Source organism: Bacillus sp. ISL-77 (assembly GCF_018613105.1).
Window position 1 is genome coordinate 151,796 of sequence record NZ_JAGGQY010000031.1, and the last position, 22,601, is coordinate 174,396.

A 22,601-nucleotide genomic window follows, 5' to 3' on the forward strand; every position below is an offset into this window, starting at 1 on the left:
CTACTTACAAACATTTTGTCATTTCTAAGTTGTTTTTTCCTTTAATATGTCGAGAGCCATTTGGGCGGCATGTTGTTCGGCTTCCTTCTTTGATTTTCCCGTACCTACACCTAATTCCTTGCCATTCAACGAAACTTTCGATACAAATTCTTTATTATGGGCAGGCCCAATTTCTTGAAGAACACGATATTCAATAGCGCCTGTCCCATCCCGTTGAATGAGTTCCTGTAACTGGCTTTTATAATCCATCACATGAGAAAAAGCACCGGCATTAATTTTAGGAAAAACTATTTTCTCGAGAAATTTAATGACTGTTTCAATTCCTTGGTCCAAATAAAGAGCTCCAATGAACGCTTCAAAAACATCTGCTAGTAAGGCGGGACGCTCTCTTCCGCCTGTCATCTCTTCACCTTTACCCAACAAAACTAATTTTCCGAAGTTCAGTTCGTTGGCAAATGATACAAGAGATGGCTCGCAAACAATTGCAGCCCGAAGTTTCGTCAATTCTCCCTCTGTCATCGTAGGATATTTTTTGTATAGGAATTGTGAAACAGTTAACTCAAGAACGGCATCTCCTAAAAACTCAAGCCTCTCATTATCTTCAAAAGGCTTTCTTCGATGCTCATTCACATAAGATGAATGAGTAAAAGCTTGTTTTAATAATTTCTCGTTTTCAATCGTAATACCAATCGTATTTTGAAAACCCTTAAATAGATTTTCTTTTGCGCGATTATTTAAATCTTTTTCATTATTATTTCTGCGCATATAAAACGTCTCCACCTTGCATTAAATAATTTACACACCACTCAAGTATAAGTTTAAAAAAAGTATTTAGCAAAACGCAAAGAAACTTGGCATCACAGTTGGAAGCCAAGTTCTATTTTACAGAATAAAGCTCCGTTTGAAAACGGAGCTTTTGTGAATAAATCTAACGATTACTTCGTGCTTTGTATGTAATTAACAGCGTCACCAACTGTGCTAATTTTTTCAGCATCATCGTCAGAAATTTCCATATCGAACTCATCTTCTAATTCCATAACTAGTTCAACTACGTCAAGGGAATCAGCTCCAAGATCATCTTTGAATGAAGCTTCAAGTTTAACTTGAGATTCATCCACGCCTAAGCGGTCAACGATGATTTTTGTTACACGTTCTAATACCTCTGCCATGCCTGTTCACCTCCCCTCAAGCTATTATAGAGTATTTCAACAAAATAATACACCTTGTTTTTATTAAAATTACATTACCATGCCGCCATCTATATGCAATGTTTGTCCTGTCATGTAGGCAGAATCATCAGAAGCAAGGAATGCGGTGATTTTGGCGATGTCTTTAGGCTCTCCTAATCTTGCTAAAGGAATCAGTTTTAACATTTCTGTTTTTACATCTTCAGGTAATTTTTCGGTCATATCCGTTGTGATGAAGCCAGGTGCAATGGCATTTACGGTAATATTGCGAGATGCCAGCTCTTTAGCCGTTGTTTTTGTTAAACCAATGACCCCAGCTTTTGCCGCCACGTAGTTTGCCTGTCCTGGATTCCCACTTACACCAACAATCGATGCAATATTAATGATGCGTCCTACCCGTTGCTTCATCATTTGTCTTGTTACTGCTTTTGTACAAAGGAAGACACCTTTAAGATTGATATTAATTACGTCGTCCCATTCTTCTTCTTTCATTCTCATTAATAAATTATCTCTGGTAATACCCGCATTATTGACGAGAATGTCAAGTTTCCCAAAGCGGTCTATCGTTCCCTTAACCATTTCTGCGACTTCTCCTGAGTTTGAAACATCACATTTTACAGCGAATGCCTCTCTCCCAAGTGCCTTTATTTCATCAACAACCTCATTTGCTTTGGCTTCACTGCCAGAAAAATTAACCGCCACATTTGCTCCTTGTCGTGCAAGTTCAAGAGCGATTTCTCTGCCAATACCTCTTGATGCACCTGTTACAAGTGCTGCTTTTCCTTCAAGATTCATAGTCTTTCCTCCTTTAACGCATCTATTACAGCTTGTGCGCTTTCCTCGTCCGATACAGAATACGTTGACACTGTTTTATCAATTTTTTTGATTAACCCTGATAAAACTTTCCCAGAACCCACTTCAATAAATGTATCGACACCCAAATCAATCATTTTTCGAACGGAGTCTTCCCATTGTACCGGGGAATAAAGTTGTTCAATTAACTTATCCTTAATTTCTGAGGCAGAACTGATTGGTTCAGCAGAAACGTTTACCACGATTGGGATCCTAGCATCCCTCATTTCAATTTCGTCCAATACTTCACGCAATTGAACTGCTGCTGGCTTCATTAACACGGAATGAAAAGGGCCGCTTACTTCTAATGGAAGCACTCTTTTTGCCCCTGCTTCTTTCGCTTTCACGGCTGCAAGTTCTACCCCTTTTTTCGAACCTGAAATTACAATCTGACCTGGGCAGTTTAAATTTGCTAAAGACACAGGAAAACCAGCATCACTGATTTCTGCCGTCACATTTGATAGCGGAGTGCGATCAAGACCCAGCACAGCCGCCATCGATCCTTCCCCATTAGGTACAGCACTTTCCATAAATTCGCCTCGTTTTCTAACAGCATACACCCCTTCTTCGAAAGTAAAGGTGCCCGCTGCAACAAGGGCCGTATATTCACCTAAACTGTGACCAGCAACAAAATCAGCTTTAATCCCAGATTTTTGGAAGTATTCCAATATAGCAATACTTGTTGTTAAAAGGGCTGGCTGTGTATTATAGGTAATTGTCAATTCTTCTTTTGGTCCCTCAAATATAAGTTTACTCAGTTGAGTGTTAAGCTTTTCATCTGCTCTCTTAAAATAATCCATTACCTCGGAGTGTTTCTCTGCTAATTCTTTCCCCATCCCGACGGCTTGTGACCCTTGACCTGGAAACACAAATGCTATTTTCTTCATTTCAATACTCCTTTACCTTTCTACTTTGGCAATACTCGCTTCTTCTGTTGACATTTTAATTAATCCAACAACATCGTTACTTACCATTTCCCTCGTTTGCCGGATGGCGCTAAAAATAGCTTGCCCATTCGAAGATCCGTGAGCCTTAATTACAGGTGCATTTAAACCAAACAGTGCAGCACCGCCATATTCGGAATAATCCATTGTATTCTTTAAAGTTTTAAGATTCGGTTTTAACACAGCGGCAGCTAACTTACTTGTAAAACTGCTCATTAAAGCCGTTTTTAACATTTTAAACATGGACAGTGCCGTTCCTTCAATCGTCTTTAGCACCATGTTACCCGTAAATCCATCGGTAACAACTACATCAGCTGCACCATCAAGTAAATCCCTTGCTTCCACATTACCGACAAAATTGATATTAGCCGTGTTTAATAGTTCAAAGGCCTGCTTGGTAAGTTCATTCCCTTTCTTTTCCTCTGTGCCAATATTTAATAGGCCCACTCTTGGTTGTGTAATTCCTCTTACTTTTGCACTATAAATGGAACCCATCAATGCATATTGCAATAGATGCTCAGGTTTGGCCTCAGCATTGGCCCCGACATCTAGTAAAAGGAAGCCTTCGCCGCCAATGGTCGGAAGCGTTGGTGCTAAGGCCGGGCGGTGAATCCCAGTTATCCTGCCAACCACAAAAAGGCCTGCCGCGACTAAGGCACCTGTATTTCCAGCAGAGATACACGCATCTGCCAATCCATCTGCTACCTGCTGGGCCGCTAGCACCATGGAAGCATTCTTTTTGCGGCGAACTGCTTTTACAGGCTCGTCTGTTCCGAGAATCACTTCGGTTGTATGTATAACTGAAATCCGTTCATGATCAGTTAACGTTTCATTAATTTTATTTTCATCCCCGACAAGGGTAATATGTATATCAGAAAATGCTTGTACAGCTTTTAGTGCGCCTAAAACGATTTCCTTTGGAGCATTGTCGCCGCCCATTGCATCAATTGCTAGGTTCATTTTTTTCCTCATCCTTTACCGATTTTTCGAACGGTACATTTCAAATTCTCCGGTAAAAACAAGTTCATTATTTACAAAACTTGTCACTTCGACACTTGTTCTGCCTAAGTTCCCATCGATTTTTGTTATTCTTGCCTTGGCTATGACACGCTCATTTAATTTTACCAAACGCTTAAATTGAATATTCGCCTTTGCTGTCAACGCCAATTCATCGTTAATGACGGCTACTGCTAGGGAATTTGCCTGTGCGAATACATGATGACCACGGGCAATGTTATTACGAATAAACACATGTTCTTTTTTTACATCAAAAATCGAAATGGCATTTTGATCTAATTCTATATGAATAATTTCACCAATGACTTCTTCAAGCGGAAGGGAGCGGACCTCATCATCCAATCGTTTTTCAGCAACAGTCTTAATTCGTTCCCGTAGTTCCGGGATTGATAATTCTAACCGATCAAGACGGATTGTTTGTACACTTACTTGGAATTTTTCTGCTAAATCTTCATCAGTAATAAATGGATTATCTTTTATTGTAGAGGTTAACAATTGCTGGCGCTCTTTTTTACTTTTTCTCATGAATTTTTACACCGTCCGAGATCTTATGACTAGGTACTAATAGTAGTATAAAATTTGAAATAGCAGATTGCAAGAGTTTGTTTTTTATACATAGCATCTGCTTTTTTTATTCCGGAATTCATTTAAAGGGAAAAAAACTTTATTAATCAAGCTTTTCCCCTTCTAATACACCTGATTCTTCAAGCATTTTTCTTAAAAATTGATATTCTTCCGCTGTCCAAAAGGTTTTTGATTGGATAAGCATCATCGCATCACTTCTCGCTGTTTCTAGTGCCCGATAATCATGAACCATATCTGCAACCTTAAATTCAGGAACACCACTTTGTTTTCTGCCAAAAAAGTCGCCAGGACCTCTGAGTTCTAAATCCTTTTCACTTAGAACAAATCCATCGTTCGTTTCTGTCATGATCCGCATTCTTTCTTGGCCCACTTCTGATTTAGGACTTGCAAGCAAAATACAGTAGGATTGATCGCTGCCACGTCCAACACGTCCACGAAGCTGGTGAAGCTGAGACAGGCCAAATCTTTCAGCATCATAAATAACCATCATGGTCGCATTTGGTACATTAACACCGACCTCAACAACTGTAGTTGAGACAAGCACCTGTACTTCGTTGGTACTAAACGACTTCATTACGTAGTCTTTTTCTTCCGAACCTAAACGCCCGTGCATAAGGCCTGCTTTATAACGGTTTTGAAAGTATTGGCTTAAAGTATTAAATACATCGATTGCGTTTTGGACATCAAGCTTTTCTGATTCTTCAATGAGCGGGCAAATAACATAGGCCTGATGCCCTTTTTGTAATTCCTTTTCTACAAAAGCAAGAACGCGCTCCAGCATTTCTGGTTTTGCCCAGTAGGTTTCAATTGATTTTCGGCCAGCTGGCATCTCGTCAATAATGGAAACATCCATTTCACCAAACACAGTGATTGCAAGTGTTCGTGGAATCGGTGTCGCAGTCATAAAAAGAACGTCAGGATTCTCACCTTTTTCCCTGAGCACTCTTCGCTGCTCGACCCCAAAGCGATGCTGTTCATCGGTAATGACAAAACCGAGTCTTTTGAAGGTGACCTCATCCTGTATGAGAGCGTGCGTACCAATTAATAGATCAACATTTCCTTCTGCCAGTTCATGAAGGATTTCCTTTCTCCGTTTACCCTTAATAGAACTCGTTAAAAGCTCGCACCTGACATCAAATGGTTCTAGCATTCTTTTTAAGCTTTGCGCATGTTGCTCTGCTAAAATTTCTGTTGGTACCATTAGAGCACCTTGGTAACCTGCTGTTACACTGGCATATAAACCAATTGCAGCCACTACAGTTTTCCCCGAACCAACATCCCCTTGCAACAATCGATTCATGCGTAGGGGTGATTTTAGTTCCGCTAACAATTCATTGACAACCCGTGTTTGAGCATTTGTTAACGGAAATGGAAGACTATTGATAAAACCCTCTACCTGAGTAACTTTATAGTTTTGGCAAATTCCTGGGGAATGTTCCCGTTCAAATTTCCTTAAGGCCTGCATTTTTAGTTGAAACATAAGAAATTCTTCGTAAACAATGCGCCTTCGTGCCTGTTTCACATCCTCTTGGCTGCTCGGAAAGTGCATTGCTTCAATCGCCCCCTGTCTATCAAGAAGGCGATACTTTTTTAAGAATGCTGCTGGCAGTGTTTCTTCAATAAAATGTCCATATTGCTGGAAAGCAATGCTGATAAACTTTCGTATTCCCTTCGTTGTTAATTTCCCTCTTAATGAGTACACAGGCTCAAAATCCTTTGTCTTGGCGTTTGTGCCTGTCTGCATTTCATTTGCAGTGATCGTTTGCCGATGGGCATCCCATTTTCCTGTGACCGTTATCGTTTCATTAATAATGATTTTATTTTTCAAATAGGGTTGGTTAAAAAAGACTACTTTGATTAAATGAGAACCAACGAAAAGTCGGATCATTAGTTTGGATTTCTTCCTTCCATAATAGACAAGAGAAGGCTCGCTATGAACCTTCCCTTCCACTGTTACTTTCTCATCATGCTGTACCTCTGTTATTTCACGAAGGCGGTAATCTTCATAACGATAAGGAAAATATTCCAATAAATCTTGTATCGTAAAGATTTTCATTTCTGAAAAAATCTCAGCAGTCTCTTCACCAATTCCCTTAATGACAGTTATTGTTTGATTAAGATGTGGATTCACTATTACACGACTCCCCCACTAAGCGCTGTTATATCTATTGATATTGTTTTAATTTACTTTTTCTAACTTCTTTTTTACAAAAAGGCTGTGTTATACTTGCCTGTTGATTTCCGCTCCAGGCGCTTCGCTCCAATCAACATTGCTACAAAATCAACAATGACCTTTAACACAGCCTACAAAAAAAAGAAGGGAACTCCCCTTCTATTTTAGCGGTTCATTATTCAATTGAAAAGATAAATGAATACAACGGCTGCCCGCCGTTATGGATTTCTACTTCTACATCTTCATAAGTCTCTTCCACAAACTGTGTCAGCTGATTTACTTCTTCTTCGCTAACGTCTTCCCCATAAATGATGGTCAAGATTTCTGAATCGTCTGCGAGCATTTGTGAAAGTAATTCTTCAGCTACTTTTCCTTTGTTCTTGTTCTTTACCACAATTTTCCCCTCAGCAATACCCATAAAATCATCTTTCTCGATTTCTAAACCATCAATCTGGGTATCTCGTACAGCGAAGGTTATTTGACCAGTCTTTACGTGTTTTAGGGCATCATTCATTGCAGACTCATTGGCGTGAAGTTCCGCTGACGGATTAAATGCTAAAAGAGCCGAAAGTCCTTGAGGGACAGTTTTGGATGGTATAACATAAATATCTTCTTCTGCCACATCGGCTGCCTGCTGGGCTGCCATAATAATGTTTTTATTATTAGGTAAAATAAATACCTTTTTAGCATTAACTTCCTTAACAGCCTTAACGATATCCTCCGTACTTGGATTCATCGTTTGCCCGCCTTCTATTACGGCATGGGCGCCAATACTTCTAAATAAATCTGCAATTCCTGCTCCCATGGAAACCGTTACAATTCCGTATTCTTGCTGCTCTTTTGGCGGCTTCTGTTGTACAGCAACGGGTGCCATATGTGTTTCACCAACAATATTGGTATGTTGTTGACGCATGTTTTCAATCTTCATATTTATTAAATTTCCGTACTTTTGTCCGTAGCTTAGTACTTCGCCAGGCTGTTCGGAATGTATATGGACTTTTACAACGTCTTCATCCGCTATGACTAATAAAGAATCACCTAATTTGCTGAGGTCATTTCGGAAAACCCCTTCACTGAAAGGATGCTTGGCTGTCTTTTCCTGTTCAAAGCGAACCATAAATTCGGTGCAGTATCCAAATTCAATATCTGCCGTGTTAATATGTCCCTGGACATTTTTGTGGTGTTCAGTATTAACCAATTCATCCATAGAAAGAGATGCAGAAGGTGTATCGGGAAGTTTTTCGCCTTTTAGGACCGCAAGAAATCCTTCGTAAACAAACACAAGACCTTGTCCGCCACTATCGACAACACCGACTTCCTTTAACACTGGAAGCAGATCAGGAGTGCGCTTTAATGAAGCTTTTGCTTCTTGTAAAACTTCTTCCATAATTACAATAATATCATTTGAATTCTGGGCAGCTTGTACGCCCTTTTTAGCTGAATCCTTTGCTACAGTTAAAATGGTTCCTTCAACAGGCTTCATTACTGCTTTATACGCAGTTTCTACTCCAGCCTCGAAGGCATGGGCAAAATCATTCCCTGAAATTTGCTCTTTCATTTCTACTGCCTTAGAAAAACCACGGAACAACTGTGAAAGGATCACTCCTGAATTTCCGCGAGCCCCCATCAGCAATCCTTTAGAAAGGGCTACTCCAACTTTACCAATATGTTCTTGAACATTATTTTTTACTTCTTTCGCCCCTGATGTCATTGATAAATTCATGTTTGTTCCAGTATCACCATCGGGCACGGGAAAAACGTTTAGAGCATCAACCATTTTTGCATTTGCAGCCAAATGATTTGCACCTTGAATCACCATCTCGGCAAAACGTTTTCCATCTAAAGCTGTTATTGACACAAACTTTCCTCCTCTACTTGAGGTTCATTACACGAACTTAAGGGTTCGTCACTCGAACTCCCTGAACGTAAATATTTACCGAGTCAACGGCAAGTCCAACAGTCTTATCGAGGGTGTATTTAACCTTTGATTGCACGTTGTGGGCAATTTCGGAAATTTTCGTTCCATAGCTAACAATAATGTACATATCAATATGTAATGCCTCATTTTCTTGGCGGACGATCACGCCGCGAGTGAAATTTTCTCTTCGTAGTATTTCCGTAATTCCGTCTTTAATTTGATTCTTTGAGGCCATACCGACAATTCCATAGCATTCGATTGCCGCTCCTCCAGCGATGGTCGCGATTACTTCGTTTGAAATATCAATTTGTCCGAACTTTGTTTTTAATTCAATGGACATGAATCGTTCCCCCTCTTGAAAAAATTGCTCCTTGACTACAGTCATTTTACTATAGTCAATGCAATATTGAAAGTTATTCCTGCCTGTTTAAAATAAGAGCATTTAATTAATAGGGATGTCAAGGCTTTTTTCTTGAAAGGTAACTATTGCAATCAAATAAGTTGTATGATAAATTATTAAGGTATCTCAAGTCTAGAAAATTTGTTCAATCAATTTTCTTTTTTCAGATGAGGATCTTAAAGATAGCTGTATAAAGCTTTTGGTAGTTAAGGAGGGAAATCATTATGCCACGTCAATGTGTTGTAACTGGAAAGAAAACAACAACTGGTAACGCACGTTCTCACGCTATGAACGCAAATAAGCGTACATGGGGTGCTAACCTACAAAAAGTACGTATTCTTGTTGATGGAAAGCCTAAACGTGTTTGGGTTTCTGCAAGAGCGTTAAAATCAGGTAAAGTAGAACGCGTTTAATATGGAAAAGGCATCCGTTGAGGATGTCTTTTCTTTATATACAAAAAGTACAATTACTCTACAACCCTATTATTCCCTATTTAACCAAATAAAAAGCACCCAAATTAAACGGGTGCCATTCGTTAATGAAAAGATTATCTAGATAAAAACCCATGCTATTCGTTCTTTTTAAACGCCCCTATCATCGCACGGACAAGTCCGCCTAAAAATTTCGGCAGTTTAATTGTATAGAATTTCATACTGTCCCTCCTCACAAATCTCCCCAGCTTATTCATCTCAACTTTTTTCGAACGCCCTACCATTTTATTCAAACGAACGAAATCAGTACCAAATTGTATTGCATATTAATCGTGACTTCTTATCACTATTAATATGCCTTCAGAAAATGAAAAAGTACCATATTCACTAATAAGTTCATTACTAATACATAGTGTTGACCCGATTGGAATATGACGATTTTCCAAAGGAAATTTAAAGCCCTTTAGGGTGAGATTGCTGACATTTAGCGTTAAAGGAACAAAGGAAATATATTTTTTTTTGTTTATTTTTTCAATTGTATAGTGCCCAGGTTCTTTAATAAAAATGATGTTATAGCGGTCAATCAAGCAGATATCAGCCGATTTTTTGGCTTTGAACTGATTCAGCAATAAGTGCACATTGGCAAATAAATGATCAAGTCTCCCCCCAGTTGCACCGAACATACGGATCATACTTGGATTCTGATCAAGTGCCCAATTGAAGGCTAACTCCATGTCTGTTTCATCTTTTTCCGGCTTATACTTCTTTAATTCTACTACACGTTCTTCAATAAACATTAATTCCTCAGATGATACTGAATCGAAATCCCCAAAGGCAATGACCGGAGTTATATTTCTTTTTAACAAATGATAGACACCTCGGTCAACTCCGACCCAAATTGCATCTTTCTCTAGATACTCTGTTAAATCAGGTAATAGGCTTTCAGGTCCTCCGGCTAGAATATTAATAATCATAAAACTAACTCCTTTTCCATATGCAAAAAGCCAGCGCTAAAGCTGGCTCTTATCATTAACCTCTTATTTGCGAAATTGCCTTGGCATAATCTTCTTCATTATAAATAGCCGAGCCTGCAACAAGTACATTTGCGCCGGCTTCCATGCATAGCTTTGCCGTTTCTGAATTAACACCGCCGTCAATTTCAATCTCAATGTCTAAGCCTTTTTGTTCTGCCATTTCTTTAACTTTTCTTATTTTCGGAAGTACCTCTGGTATGAATTTTTGCCCACCGAACCCTGGATTAACCGACATTAATAATACCATATCAATGTCTCCAATTATGTGCTGAATGGATTCCACGGGGGTTGCCGGGTTTAAAACAACACCCGCCTTGATACCAAAGGATTTAATATTTTGGACTGTGCGGTGAAGATGACGACATGCTTCCACATGTACGGTAATAAAATCGGCTCCAGCTTTGGCAAATGCCTCAATATATTGATCAGGGTTTTCAATCATTAGGTGTACATCAAGTGGCAGCTTCGTAATCGGACGAATGGCCTCAACAATAAGCGGACCAATCGTAATATTTGGTACAAAGTGACCATCCATGACATCGACATGAATATAGTCTGCTCCACCTTTTTCAACAGCAATAATCTCTTCACCTAATTTCGAAAAATCGGCGGAAAGAATCGAAGGTGCTATTTTTACCATCTTTAATACCTCGGCTTTCTATCTTTTATCTCCTGTAGGAAATCCAGATAATGGTCATATCGGTACCTAGGGATTTCACCTGATTCAACTGCATGTTTCACACCGCATTTCGGTTCGGTCCCATGCAAGCATCCTCGGAATTTACAATTCTCACTTGCTCTTTGCATTTCAGGAAAACATGAAGTCAAATCTTCGGCTTCAATATTGGTAAATTCTAATGAACTGAAGCCTGGTGTATCAGCTATTAATCCATTTCCAATCTTTATTAACTCCACATGTCTTGTCGTGTGTTTTCCACGGCCAAGATGCGACGAAATATCATTTGTTTTCAAATCAAGATCAGGTCTAAGGACATTTAGCAAAGATGATTTTCCTACACCTGACTGACCAGCAAAAACAGATATTTTATTATCAATGTGTGGACTTAACAGTTCAACCCCCGCTTCGGTTTCGGAAGAAGTTAGGATTACTTTATACCCTGCAGACGAATACTGCTCTGCATAAATCTTAATCTTCTTTTGCTGCTCTTCGTTTGTGAGGTCCATTTTAGTGATACAAATAAGCGGTTCAATCCGATTAAATTCAACTAGCACAAGGAAACGATCTAAAAGAACAGTACTGAAATCTGGTTCAACAGCCGAAAACACAAGGATCGCTTGATCTACATTCGCAATGGGGGGACGTATCAATTCGTTCTTTCGTGTCTTCACTTCCATAATGTAGCCTTCCAAGTCATTTTCTGCTTGAAAAACAACTTCGTCTCCAACAAGGGGGGTAATTTTATTCTTTCTAAATATCCCTCTACCACGGCATTGGATCAACTTGTCATCATCAAGAACATAATAGAAACCGCTTAATGCTTTAACAATTTTCCCTTCAGGCATAGCCACACTCCTTGTCATTCATTTCGAAAACATCAACTTATCATTCAAAATTCTGTTAACTGATTTGATAAAGAGCAAAGTAATATTAATTACTCTGTTTCTGGATAGTTAATTACGTCCTCTGCTATCACCTTGCTGTCACGAATAATCTTATAGCCCGCTTTTCCGCCATATGGAATAGTAAGTTCTATTTGTTTTTTTGTCGTTTCAGTTATAAAAAATGATTCGGCAGGTTCCGTCATACTATGATTCATATCTTCGATGTAGATTAAAACCTCTTGTTTTTGAACAGGATCTCCTGGCACTGGCACTGGGACAGTCGGTTCATAATCAATTGTTATATCTTTAACTACCGTTTTGGGCGGTTTTTCTTCTTTTCCTTTTGAAATAATGACTGATACCTTATCGCCTTTTTTCAGTTCTGTTCCAGACTTTGGTGTTTGTGAAATTACCATGCCAGCAGGAATTTTTTCATCATATTTTTCTTCTGAGACATCTAAAGTCAGCCCTACTAATAAGGCATAATCCTCGGCCCCTTTTAAATTGTATTCGGTTAGGTCCCTTAGGACAATTATTTCAGGTCCTTTACTGACTTCAAATTCTAATGCAGTATCTTCAGGAATAATTTCTTCGCCTCCTGAAGGGTTTTGGCTAATAATGGTTCCTGGTTCACTCTCATCGTATTTCTCAGTTTTCAAAATATCTTTAAAACCCCTGTCTTCTAATAAACGGAAAATATCATCATATATCCGGCCTACATAATTAGATAGCTCAATTTTTTCTTTACCAGTACTAATATATAAATTAACCTTTGCGTTCTCCTTGACTGTACTGCCAATTTCGGGGTCGGTCTTGATAACCTTTCCTTCAACCACCAGATCATCAGGAATTTCAACCTGTTTGTCAACCACTATTCCGCTGAGCTGAAGCTCAGAAATCGCATCATCAACATCCATTCCACTTACGTCAGGAATTTTGACGTCCTTAGCAGACAATAAATCAGGTAAAAATGTAACCGTTAATAGTCCGAGAATGGAAAGTATAAGGAAAGTCGAAATTAAGATCATCGGCCATTTTTTCCGCTTTTTCTTACTAGTTTTCTCCTTATTAGGTGTATCCTTTTTGGCAGGCAATATTTTATCATTACTATGCACTAATGTTTCATCAAGGTTTTTATGTGGACGGTCATTTGTTATGATTGGAATGGCTTTTGTTGCCTCATCATCAATTGGAATAATAAACTTCGGTTCATCCATTCTTTCAGGATTTAGCGCCGTCCTTAAATCCTCCTCCATTTCATCGACACTGTTATAACGATGGAATGGATCCTTTGCCGTTGCTTTTAGGACTATATTCTCCACACTTTGCGGTATAGTTGAATTCCACCTTCTAACAGAAGGTGTTTCTGACTGGAGATGTTTCAATGCAATCGAAACGGCTGATTCCCCTGAGAATGGAAGCCTGCCTGTTAAAATTTCGAACATGACAATCCCAAGTGAATAAATATCAGATTTCCGATTAGCCATTCCCCCACGAGCTTGTTCCGGTGATAAATAGTGGACAGAACCCAACACAGAATTTGTTTGGGTAATGCTTGTCGCGCTTAAGGCCATGGCTATCCCAAAATCAGTAATTTTCACACTGCCATTAGGATCAATTAGAATGTTATGCGGCTTTATATCACGATGAATAATATGATTTTGATGGGCATGGGAAATTGCAGATGTTAATTGCATCATTATGTCTAATGCTTTTTCTACACGGAGTGACGAATGCTGGTTTATGTATTGCTTTAATGTTTGCCCATTCACATATTCCATAACAATATAGTAAAGAGAATCTTCTTCACCCACATCATAAATACTAACGATATTTGGATGGGTAAGACTTGTGGCAGATTGTGCTTCTCTATGAAAGCGTCGAATAAATTCTTCATCATTGGCAAAATCAAGGCGGAGCATTTTCACGGCAACTTCTCTATCCAGTATCATATCATGTGCTAAATAGACATTGGCCATTCCGCCTCCGCCTATCATTTTAAGAATTTTATAGCGGCCGCTTATTCTTTTCCCTATAATCACTGCTCATCACCCAATTCAAAATCATTAGCATATTCTAATATGATCAGGGTAATATTGTCTTCTCCACCGTTATCATTTGCAATCTTAATTAATGTGGAAGCCTTTTGTTCAAGTGATTCTTCATTTTGAAGAATTTCAACCATTTCCTGTTCGTTTACTTTATTTGACAACCCATCCGAACATAATAGGAGAAAATCTCCTTCTTCGAACATTATCGTTTTTATATCGATTTTTACATCCTGTTCTGTTCCTAACGCTCTTAATATCCAATTTTTCCTGGGATGATGTTCTGCATCCTCTTTAGTGATTTGTCCAGTTCGGACTAACTCATTCACAAGTGTATGGTCCTCAGTTAGCTGCTGGAAGCCAGTATCATTTAAGATATAACAACGACTATCCCCCACATGTGCAATCGTTGTAAAATTTTCAGAAGCAATCACTGCCTCTATAGTAGTACCCATACCTTCGCATTCCACGTGACTTCTTGAATGGTCAAACAATAATTGATTAACCTGGAGAACATGGGTTTTCAGCCATGCTTCGGCTTGATCTGCTGTACGAATTCCTTCAGATTTCTCCCACATTTCTTGAAGATGCGTAACGCTCATGCTACTAGCAACATCACCGGCAAGGTGACCGCCCATGCCATCTGCTACGATGGCAAGACGGTGTCCATCCCGATTAACAAAAGTACCACCACTATCCTCATTATTCTGGCGAACTCTACCTTGGTCCGTTTTAAAAACAGCCTTCACTTTTGTCACCTCGTCTCCTCTTTCCGCTCCTTTGCACGAAGTTGCCCACATGCTGCAGCGATATCTGAACCTTGCTCCCTGCGAATGGTTACATTAATACCTCGGTTTTTCAATGTTTTTTCAAAAGCAAAAATTTTGTCTCTTGGAGTCCGTACATAATCTCTTTCAGGAACATAGTTTACAGGAATTAGATTCACATGACATTTTAATCCTTTTAATAATATAGCTAACTCTTCAGCATGCTCGACTGAATCGTTTACACCGCCAAAAAGACCATATTCAAAGCTTATTCTACGACCTGTCTTATCGATATAATACCTTACTGCTTCCATTAAGTCATCAAGTTTATAAGCCTTATTAATAGGCATTAGCCTTGAACGTAATTCGGTATTGGGAGCGTGGAGAGAAATAGCAAAATTAATTTGTGTATTTTCATCTGCAAATTGATAAATTTTCGGAACGATACCACTTGTTGATACGGTTATATGGCGTGCTCCGATATTAAGAGCCTTTTCATGATTGATTATTTTTAAAAATGATAACATATTATCATAATTATCAAATGGCTCACCAATTCCCATGATAACAACTGAATTTACACGCTCATCTGTTTCATCAAGTGTTTGCTGAACTTTTACAACTTGTGCGACAATCTCTCCTGCCTCTAAGTGTCTTTTTAAGCCGCCTAATGTAGAGGCACAAAAAGTACAACCTATTCGGCAGCCTACCTGTGTCGTAACACAAACGGAGTTTCCATAATCATGACGCATTAGCACCGTTTCAATGGAGTATCCATCTTGAAGTTCAAAAAGGAATTTTATGGTTCCATCAGATGATGTTTGTTGAATCGCCGTATTTAATGTTGTTAATTCAAAATGGCTAGCAAGCTTATCTCTTAAGCCTTTTGATACATTACTCATATCCTCAAATGATGTAATTCGTTTTTTATAAAGCCATTCATAGATTTGTTCGGCACGGAATGCCTTTTCAGCATTTTCAGTCAGCCAATTCTTTAATTCGTTAAGCTGCAATGAATAAATTGATTTCTTCTTAATTTCCTTAGCTGTGTTTGTCTCAGTTGTATTTAATTGTTCCAACTGTTACACCTTCTTCCTTAAAACTGCAATATAGAACCCATCTGACCCAAGATCTTGTGGGAATATCTGTAAATCAAAACCCGTAATCAATGGTTGGATAGCTTCAGGCATCCTGTTTTTAAATGATAAATCTCCTTCGAATTCAGGGTTATTCTCGAGGAATGTCTTAACCGTGTATTCATTTTCCTCTTTATCTACAGTACAAGTACTATAGACTAGGATGCCATCCTTTTTCAATAAAGGGGATACGGACATTAATAAGTCTTGCTGGATCGTACTTAACCGCTCAATATCCTTCTCTGTTTTTGTGTATTTCATATCAGGCTTTCTCCTCATTACTCCAAGACCCGAGCACGGAGCATCCAGAAGGATACGATCAAATGATTCTTTGTTGAATTTTTCTTGTATTTGTCTGGAATCAGATACGCTTGTTTTTATATTTTCTAACCCTAGTCGCTTGGCATTATCATTGATTAATCTGACTTTGTGCTGATGAAGATCAACCGATATGACTTCTCCCGTATTATCCATTTTTTCAGCGATATGTGTACTTTTACCACCTGGTGCTGCACAAGCATCAAGGATAAATTCGTTTTGCTTTGCCCCTAATGCAAAGGCGGCGAGCATCGAGCTTTCATCTTGAATAGTAAACATTCCATATTTAAAAGCAATGGTAGAAGCTAAATTCCCCTTTAACGATCTGATCGCCTCAGGAATAATTGGACTTTTTTCGATTTGAAAACCATCTTCTTCTAAAATCGCAACACATTCATCTCTTGAAATTTTCGTGAGATTAACTCTAGCTGTTTGCAATGGTGCTGTTAGGTTAACTTCACACATTTCTTTTGTTTTTTCATAGCCAAATTGGTTAACCCATCGGGTAATTAGCCATTCAGGGTGGCTAGTTTCAAGTGATAGTCTTTTGTTTGGGTCCGAGACTTCCTCCATGGATGGGAGCCCTTCTCTTTGAATACTCCGCAATACTCCATTTACCAAACTTGCTATCCCCTTATGACCACGACTTTTGGCAATTTCTACTGCTTCGTAGATCGCTGCTCTGTCCGGAATTCGATCGAGATAAATCATTTGATAAAGCGTTAGTCTAAGTAAATGATGAACCCAATTGGCTAATTTTTTATTATCTTTGACAAAAGGCTCTAAATAATAGTCAAGTGCCATTCTTCTTTGTAAGGTTCCATAAGTCAATTCCGTTAGCAGTCCGACGTCTTTAGGAGACAATTCGTGTTTTTCAATTGTATTATTTAGAAGTAAATTGCTGTAAGATTGGTTTTTCTCAATAGCAACTAAACTATCCATTGCGATTGCCCGTACATTATTTATTGTTGAAGTCATTTTATTCTCCCAGCTTGGTGCCTATTGAAATTTTTGAACCCCGTAAAAATTGTTCACTCATCATTTTTGTTTTTCCAGAGGGCTGAAGTTCAATGATTTTGATTGCCGTTTCATTACCGGCTGATACCGAAAAGCCATCCGATTCTATATTAATAATTGTTCCAGGTACTTCCATTTTCTGTCCAGATACCTTTTCTGCCCGCCATATTTTTAAGACCTGACCATTCACGGTTGTAAACGCAACTGGCCATGGATTTAGAGCACGAATATGATTAAAGATTTCTTCACCTGTTTTTGTCCAATTAATTTTTTCTTGTTCTCGCTTAATATTGGCAGCAAATGTGGCTTCCTCATTGTTTTGAGGCTTAGGCGTCAGACGGCCTTCCAAAAGAAGCGGCAAGGTTTCTGCCAACAATTTAGCCCCGGCTGTACTTAATTTAATGTGCAATGTACCAACATTGTCCTCTTCAGCAATTGGGACTTCAATACTTGTTAAAATATCCCCAGCATCTAATTTTTCAACCATATACATGATGGTAACACCTGTTTTTTGTTTTCCTTGCATAATTGCATAATGAATAGGAGCACCACCACGAAGTTCTGGGAGCAGGGATGCATGAACATTTATACAACCGTATTTAGGCGCTTCTAACAGCTTATTGGGTAGGATTTGCCCAAACGCAGCAGTAACAATTAAATCTGGATTCAAGGAAAGGATTTTTTCAAGTTCTTCTTCTTGACGGATTTTTTCTGGTTGAAAGACAGGAATAGAATGTTTCAAGGCTTCTACCTTAACCGGGGGAGGTGTTAAAATCTTTTTTCTTCCCACCGGTCGATCTGGTTGTGTAACTACTCCAATGACATCATATCCATCTTTAATCAGTTGTTGTAAGATTGGCACAGAAAAATCTGGAGTACCCATAAAAACAATTTTCGTCATTCAACTTCTACTCCTTTTAACTCATCTTCCTCGAGATATCTCGTCACTTTAGATGTAAATAAAATCCCGTCCAGATGATCGATTTCATGTTGAATCGCCCTTGCTAGGAATTCTTCTGCTTCTAATGTGTATTTTCTGCCTTTACGGTCAAATGCTTCAATTTTAACAAAATTGGGCCTTGTCACTTCACCGAATAATCCAGGGAAACTTAAACAACCTTCTGGTCCAGTTTGTTCACCGGATGTTTCTAATATTACTGGGTTAATCATTTCGATTGTCCCTAATTCATCATCGATATCAACAATTGCGATGCGTGCGTCCAATCCAATTTGCGGAGCAGCTAGTCCCACCCCATCATATTCAATCATCGTGTCATACATATTATCAAGTATTTTTGCAAGCTTTTTATCAAACTTAATCACTGGCTTGCAAGTCTGCTCAAGTATCTCAGCAGGGTAATTTATTACTTTGAGTATAGGCAAATTATTTCCCCCATTAATTCCATTCTTATATAGGCGTTTTAAATTTATTAATTGCTTACATTTTCACCAAAAATGCGAAATAATAACCTTTGATGACCAGGTTACCTTTGGCTAACTTACATTAATATAAATGGATTTACATCTATTGAAACCAACAAGCCGCTTTTAGTATCTTTCTGGTGTTGATCCAAGATGGTTTTTAACATTTTTGTCAAGTTCGGTTCCCGCTTGTATTTTATCAGACATTGATAGCGATATCTATTATTAATCCTAGGAATCGGCGAGGCTGCAGGTCCTAAAACGACGGCATCCTTTGAAACCTGCGAACGTACATAATTAACAATTTTCTCTGTCGCTGTAACGACAGTCATCAACTGGTCATGACTGACTGTTATGAGTGATAGATAATAGAAGGGTGGATAATGATGGGTTTTTCGAATCATCATTTCTCTTTGGTAAAAGAGATCATAATCCTGTGTTCCCGCAAGTTCGACACTATAGTGTTCAGGGGTGTAGGTCTGAATGATGACCTCCCCCGGCAATTGATGACGTCCCGCTCTTCCGCTTACCTGTGTTAATAATTGAAATGTTTTTTCAGACGCACGGAAATCAGGTAAATGCAGCATCGTATCAGCCGAAAGCACACCAACTAGGGTGATATTTGGGAAATCCAGCCCTTTTGCAATCATTTGAGTCCCGAGGAGAATATCTGCTTTGCCATTCTGAAAATCAGTTAATAATCGTTCGTGTGAGCCCTTTCGACCAGTTGTATCAACATCCATCCGAATAACCCTTGCTTCCGGGAGAATTTTACCAAGCTCGTCCTCTACCTTTTGAGTACCAGTCCCAAAATACCGAATATAATCACTGGAACACTCCGGGCATTGCTTTGGAACATGGCTTTCATACCCGCAATAATGGCATTTCATTTGTTCATTTACTCGGTGGTAGGTAAGCGATATGTCGCAGTTTGGGCAGTTCATCACATAACCGCAGTCCCGGCACATTACAAATGATGAATGACCCCGTTTATTTAAAAATAAAACAGATTGTTGTTTTTTTTCTATTCGGTCCTTTAGCATATCAAAAAGCTTACGTGAAAACATTGACCGATTTCCGTCACGAAGCTCCTCACGCATATCAATGATCTCTACTGAGGGCAGGGTTTGATTATTCATCCGGTTAGGGAGCGATAATAGATGATACACCTTCTTTTGAGCCCTGGCAAACGACTCGAGTGATGGGGTAGCGCTTCCGAGCACAACCGGACAGTTATACGTTTTAGCTCTTTCAACTGCAACATCCCTAGCATGATATCGAGGCATATCCTCCTGCTTATAACTTGTTTCATGCTCCTCATCAATAATAATAATTCCTAAGTTCTCAAATGGGGCAAAAATCGCTGATCTTGCTCCTACAGCTACTTTTACTTCTTTACGTTGAATCTTCCGCCACTCATCATATTTTTCTCCAGCTGACAAACCGCTGTGCAAAACAGCCACTAAGTCCCCAAATCTCCCTTTAAAACGATTCACCATTTGGGGAGTGAGTGAAATTTCTGGTACAAGTACTATTGCTTCCTGTCCTCTTTCAATAACTTCTTGAATGGATTGAAGGTAAATTTCGGTTTTTCCGCTTCCTGTTACACCATAGAGCAAGAATACCTCATGTCGATTTGATTCAATCGCATTTAGAATCGGCCCAATCACGGTCTGTTGAGAATTTGTTAATGGTAAGGGCTTTGTTCGTTTAAAGGTCTTATGTTCAAACGGATCGCGGTAAACCTCCATTTCATACTCAGTAAGAAGTTTCTTTTCTACAAGTGCCTTAACAGTTGAGGATGTCGTATTTAATGCAGCGACAAGCTGCCTCAATTCGACTGGTTCGAAATGATTGATAAAATAGCTCAATACTAGTTTTTGCTTTTCAGCTTTTGCTGGAAATCGGACTACTTCATCTTTCAATTCAGCAAGCGATACAAGTGGGCGGACAAACTTACGCTGTTTCTTTTTGACCTTCTCCTTAACGATGTAAAGGACTTCAAGTTTACCTTTTGCTGCTTCCTTTTGTAATAAGGGAACCACTCCATTATTCAAAGCATCTTCCCAGTCAATCATTGGATTGTTTTCAAAAAGAGTTTGAAGGGGTTCTGATAAATCAGCAGCCTCCACCCCTGCAGTAATCTTCACTTTTTTTTCGTATTTAGCTTTTAACGCGGCTGGAAGCATCACCTGAAAAGCAAAGATTTTAAAACAAAGTGTATTCTCAGTTAGCCAGTCACCCAGGTCAAGTAAATCCTTATTTAAGATTGGCTCAAGATCCATGGGCTCGATAATTTCTCTTAATTTTTTAAATTCAGATTGTGTTTTAAGCGATGTGACAAATCCTTGGATTTTTCTCGGACCAAACGGAACGATTACCCTCATTCCCGGCTGGATTGTTCCCCACCACTGCTCTGGAATTAAATAATCGAACGCTCTATCCGTTTGTTTTGCCGGCACATCCACAATCACACTAGCTATTTCCATTTTCATCCATATCCTTCAATAGGGAAGTAATTTCTTCGATAATCCTTATTGCTACATCACTTTTTGACATAATCGGTAAATCTATAGCTGAGCCAGACCGTTTGAAAAGTGTGACAATATTTGTATCTGTCCCAAACCCTGCCCCTTCCGCTTTCACATTGTTTGCAACGATCATATCCGCATTTTTCGCATTTAATTTTTTCCTTGCATATTCTTCAACATTTTCCGTTTCAGCTGCAAAGCCTACAAGCACTTGGTTCTTCTTTCTCTTACCCAACTCAAGCAGGATATCTTTCGTTCGTTCCAACTCTATACTCGAGTCACCGGCTTGTTTCTTTACCTTATGATCATATGCAATTTTTGGACGGTAATCGGCAACGGCGGCTGTTTTAATGACTACATCCGCTGAGTCATAATACTTCAATACTGCATTATACATTTCTTCAGCGCTCTCGACCTTCACCACTTCCATACCTAATGGAGCTGGCAACCCAACCGGTCCCGAAACTAATACAACATGGGCACCTTGTTTTTTTGCCTCAACAGCAAGGGCATAACCCATTTTCCCTGTTGAATGATTGGAAATAAAACGAACAGGATCAATCTTTTCCCGTGTTGGCCCCGCTGTAACCACAACTGTTTTTCCTCTTAAGGTTTGTTGGAATTGATCGGTAAAAAATTGTTGTACGAGCTGGACGATTTTTTCCGGCTCTTCCAATCGGCCCTTCCCTACATATCCACAGGCAAGATAACCTTCACTAGGTTCAATAAATTGATATCCGTACTCAGCCAATATTGAGAGGTTCTTTTTCACAGCAGGATGGTCGTACATATGCACATTCATAGCAGGGGCAATCCAGACTGGTGAGGTAGCTGCAAGCAGGATCGTTGTTATCATATTATCGGCTATTCCACCAGCTATTTTCCCAATCGTATTTGCTGTAGCAGGTGCAACAAGGATTAAATCTGCCCAATCGGCTAAATCAATATGGGCAATGACACGCGGATTTTTTTCATCAAAAGTATCAACATATACTTCATTACGGGATAACGCCTGAAAAGTTAATGGGGTAACAAATTTCTGTGCAGATTCACTTAAAATGACTTTTACATGAGCACCAGCCTGAACAAGCTTACTTGTTAGTGCCGCTGCCTTATATACGGCGATTCCGCCTGTAACACATAATAATATTTTTTTATCCTGTACCATTATTGGATTCCCCCGCTTCTCGTCCATTTCACTCTATCTTTATTATGCTAGAATGAATGCAATTTTTCACCTTTTTCCACTCGTAATTCG

At 39.1% G+C, this 22,601-nt stretch carries 22 protein-coding genes; 1 reads left to right on the top strand and 21 read right to left on the bottom strand.

Annotated elements, in window-relative coordinates:
• Positions 1–24: 24 nt before the first annotated feature.
• The 9 genes from rnc to J7E77_RS12025 all read right to left on the bottom strand — a co-directional run bounded on the left by rnc (position 25) and on the right by J7E77_RS12025 (position 9,016).
• On the bottom strand, positions 25–765 hold the full coding sequence (gene rnc, locus J7E77_RS11985) for a ribonuclease III (RefSeq protein ID WP_168242755.1): 741 nt from the start codon (positions 763–765) through the stop codon (positions 25–27).
• A 170-nt stretch (positions 766–935) separates the two neighbouring features.
• The gene (acpP, locus tag J7E77_RS11990; protein ID WP_026566432.1) at positions 936–1,169 is read right to left on the bottom strand and encodes an acyl carrier protein; all 234 of its coding nucleotides are present in this window, start codon (positions 1,167–1,169) and stop codon (positions 936–938) included.
• Between the two features lie 69 nt (positions 1,170–1,238).
• Complete coding sequence (fabG, locus tag J7E77_RS11995; RefSeq protein WP_168242754.1) at positions 1,239–1,982, bottom strand: 3-oxoacyl-[acyl-carrier-protein] reductase; 744 nt, start codon at positions 1,980–1,982, stop codon at positions 1,239–1,241.
• The gene (gene fabD / locus J7E77_RS12000; RefSeq protein WP_214714594.1) at positions 1,979–2,926 is read right to left on the bottom strand and encodes an ACP S-malonyltransferase; all 948 of its coding nucleotides are present in this window, start codon (positions 2,924–2,926) and stop codon (positions 1,979–1,981) included. Before fabD ends, fabG begins: the two co-directional genes overlap by 4 nt.
• Positions 2,927–2,938: 12 nt before the next feature.
• A complete protein-coding gene (gene plsX, locus J7E77_RS12005; RefSeq protein WP_214714596.1) occupies positions 2,939–3,943 on the bottom strand; it encodes a phosphate acyltransferase PlsX in 1,005 nt (334 codons plus the stop codon).
• 15 nt (positions 3,944–3,958) lie between these two features.
• Complete coding sequence (gene fapR / locus J7E77_RS12010; RefSeq protein ID WP_214714598.1) at positions 3,959–4,525, bottom strand: transcription factor FapR; 567 nt, start codon at positions 4,523–4,525, stop codon at positions 3,959–3,961.
• A 142-nt stretch (positions 4,526–4,667) separates the two neighbouring features.
• A complete protein-coding gene (recG, locus tag J7E77_RS12015; RefSeq protein WP_214714600.1) occupies positions 4,668–6,716 on the bottom strand; it encodes an ATP-dependent DNA helicase RecG in 2,049 nt (682 codons plus the stop codon).
• A 217-nt stretch (positions 6,717–6,933) separates the two neighbouring features.
• A complete protein-coding gene (locus tag J7E77_RS12020; RefSeq protein ID WP_214714601.1) occupies positions 6,934–8,616 on the bottom strand; it encodes a DAK2 domain-containing protein in 1,683 nt (560 codons plus the stop codon).
• A 37-nt stretch (positions 8,617–8,653) separates the two neighbouring features.
• On the bottom strand, positions 8,654–9,016 hold the full coding sequence (locus J7E77_RS12025) for an Asp23/Gls24 family envelope stress response protein (RefSeq protein ID WP_088086349.1): 363 nt from the start codon (positions 9,014–9,016) through the stop codon (positions 8,654–8,656).
• Between the two features lie 284 nt (positions 9,017–9,300).
• On the opposite strand from J7E77_RS12025, the gene rpmB reads away from it, so the two are divergent.
• Entirely contained in the window at positions 9,301–9,489 is a 189-nt protein-coding gene (gene rpmB, locus J7E77_RS12030; RefSeq protein ID WP_026566424.1) for a 50S ribosomal protein L28, read from the top strand.
• Positions 9,490–9,644: 155 nt separating this feature from the next.
• Here the strand turns inward: rpmB and spoVM are convergent, their stop codons facing one another.
• From spoVM to coaBC, 12 genes are all read right to left on the bottom strand, one after another.
• Positions 9,645–9,728, bottom strand: a complete 84-nt coding sequence (gene spoVM, locus J7E77_RS12035) for a stage V sporulation protein SpoVM (protein ID WP_035445740.1) — start codon at positions 9,726–9,728, stop codon at positions 9,645–9,647.
• Positions 9,729–9,833: 105 nt separating this feature from the next.
• On the bottom strand, positions 9,834–10,481 hold the full coding sequence (locus J7E77_RS12040) for a thiamine diphosphokinase (protein WP_214714603.1): 648 nt from the start codon (positions 10,479–10,481) through the stop codon (positions 9,834–9,836).
• A 55-nt stretch (positions 10,482–10,536) separates the two neighbouring features.
• Positions 10,537–11,181, bottom strand: a complete 645-nt coding sequence (rpe, locus tag J7E77_RS12045) for a ribulose-phosphate 3-epimerase (RefSeq protein ID WP_088086347.1) — start codon at positions 11,179–11,181, stop codon at positions 10,537–10,539.
• A 2-nt stretch (positions 11,182–11,183) separates the two neighbouring features.
• Positions 11,184–12,065: a ribosome small subunit-dependent GTPase A gene (rsgA, locus tag J7E77_RS12050; protein WP_214714605.1), complete on the bottom strand. Its 882-nt coding sequence runs from the start codon at positions 12,063–12,065 to the stop codon at positions 11,184–11,186.
• Positions 12,066–12,154: 89 nt separating this feature from the next.
• Positions 12,155–14,146 (bottom strand): Stk1 family PASTA domain-containing Ser/Thr kinase, encoded by a 1,992-nt coding sequence (gene pknB / locus J7E77_RS12055; RefSeq protein ID WP_214714607.1) that lies wholly within the window; start codon positions 14,144–14,146, stop codon positions 12,155–12,157.
• A complete protein-coding gene (locus J7E77_RS12060; RefSeq protein ID WP_308160559.1) occupies positions 14,143–14,901 on the bottom strand; it encodes a Stp1/IreP family PP2C-type Ser/Thr phosphatase in 759 nt (252 codons plus the stop codon). The genes pknB and J7E77_RS12060 overlap by 4 nt, the downstream gene beginning before the upstream one ends.
• A 5-nt stretch (positions 14,902–14,906) precedes the next feature.
• A complete protein-coding gene (rlmN, locus tag J7E77_RS12065) occupies positions 14,907–15,998 on the bottom strand; it encodes a dual-specificity RNA methyltransferase RlmN (protein WP_168242744.1) in 1,092 nt (363 codons plus the stop codon).
• Positions 15,999–16,001: 3 nt separating this feature from the next.
• Positions 16,002–17,351, bottom strand: a complete 1,350-nt coding sequence (rsmB, locus tag J7E77_RS12070; protein ID WP_214714611.1) for a 16S rRNA (cytosine(967)-C(5))-methyltransferase RsmB — start codon at positions 17,349–17,351, stop codon at positions 16,002–16,004.
• Position 17,352: 1 nt separating this feature from the next.
• Positions 17,353–18,291 (bottom strand): methionyl-tRNA formyltransferase, encoded by a 939-nt coding sequence (gene fmt / locus J7E77_RS12075; protein ID WP_214714613.1) that lies wholly within the window; start codon positions 18,289–18,291, stop codon positions 17,353–17,355.
• Positions 18,288–18,773 carry a peptide deformylase gene (gene def, locus J7E77_RS12080; protein ID WP_214714615.1) on the bottom strand — a complete coding sequence of 162 codons (486 nt, stop codon included), beginning with the start codon at positions 18,771–18,773 and terminating at the stop codon, positions 18,288–18,290. The genes fmt and def overlap by 4 nt, the downstream gene beginning before the upstream one ends.
• A gap of 116 nt (positions 18,774–18,889) precedes the next feature.
• Positions 18,890–21,301: a primosomal protein N' gene (gene priA, locus J7E77_RS12085; RefSeq protein WP_214714637.1), complete on the bottom strand. Its 2,412-nt coding sequence runs from the start codon at positions 21,299–21,301 to the stop codon at positions 18,890–18,892.
• Positions 21,288–22,511 carry a bifunctional phosphopantothenoylcysteine decarboxylase/phosphopantothenate--cysteine ligase CoaBC gene (gene coaBC / locus J7E77_RS12090; RefSeq protein ID WP_214714617.1) on the bottom strand — a complete coding sequence of 408 codons (1,224 nt, stop codon included), beginning with the start codon at positions 22,509–22,511 and terminating at the stop codon, positions 21,288–21,290. Before coaBC ends, priA begins: the two co-directional genes overlap by 14 nt.
• Positions 22,512–22,601 lie beyond the last annotated feature (90 nt).

Bases quoted from the DNA above. Each gene is read 5' to 3' on its own strand.
- rnc (WP_168242755.1), bottom strand. From the start codon at position 765: ATGCGCAGAAATAATAATGAAAAAGATTTAAATAATCGCGCAAAAGAA.
- acpP (WP_026566432.1), bottom strand. From the start codon at position 1,169: ATGGCAGAGGTATTAGAACGTGTAACAAAAATCATCGTTGACCGCTTA.
- fabG (WP_168242754.1), bottom strand. From the start codon at position 1,982: ATGAATCTTGAAGGAAAAGCAGCACTTGTAACAGGTGCATCAAGAGGT.
- fabD (WP_214714594.1), bottom strand. From the start codon at position 2,926: ATGAAGAAAATAGCATTTGTGTTTCCAGGTCAAGGGTCACAAGCCGTC.
- plsX (WP_214714596.1), bottom strand. From the start codon at position 3,943: ATGAACCTAGCAATTGATGCAATGGGCGGCGACAATGCTCCAAAGGAA.
- fapR (WP_214714598.1), bottom strand. From the start codon at position 4,525: ATGAGAAAAAGTAAAAAAGAGCGCCAGCAATTGTTAACCTCTACAATA.
- J7E77_RS12025 (WP_088086349.1), bottom strand. From the start codon at position 9,016: ATGTCCATTGAATTAAAAACAAAGTTCGGACAAATTGATATTTCAAAC.
- rpmB (WP_026566424.1), top strand. From the start codon at position 9,301: ATGCCACGTCAATGTGTTGTAACTGGAAAGAAAACAACAACTGGTAAC.
- spoVM (WP_035445740.1), bottom strand. From the start codon at position 9,728: ATGAAATTCTATACAATTAAACTGCCGAAATTTTTAGGCGGACTTGTC.
- J7E77_RS12040 (WP_214714603.1), bottom strand. From the start codon at position 10,481: ATGATTATTAATATTCTAGCCGGAGGACCTGAAAGCCTATTACCTGAT.
- rpe (WP_088086347.1), bottom strand. From the start codon at position 11,181: ATGGTAAAAATAGCACCTTCGATTCTTTCCGCCGATTTTTCGAAATTA.
- rsgA (WP_214714605.1), bottom strand. From the start codon at position 12,065: ATGCCTGAAGGGAAAATTGTTAAAGCATTAAGCGGTTTCTATTATGTT.
- rsmB (WP_214714611.1), bottom strand. From the start codon at position 17,351: ATGACTTCAACAATAAATAATGTACGGGCAATCGCAATGGATAGTTTA.
- fmt (WP_214714613.1), bottom strand. From the start codon at position 18,291: ATGACGAAAATTGTTTTTATGGGTACTCCAGATTTTTCTGTGCCAATC.
- priA (WP_214714637.1), bottom strand. From the start codon at position 21,301: ATGGAAATAGCTAGTGTGATTGTGGATGTGCCGGCAAAACAAACGGAT.
- coaBC (WP_214714617.1), bottom strand. From the start codon at position 22,511: ATGGTACAGGATAAAAAAATATTATTATGTGTTACAGGCGGAATCGCC.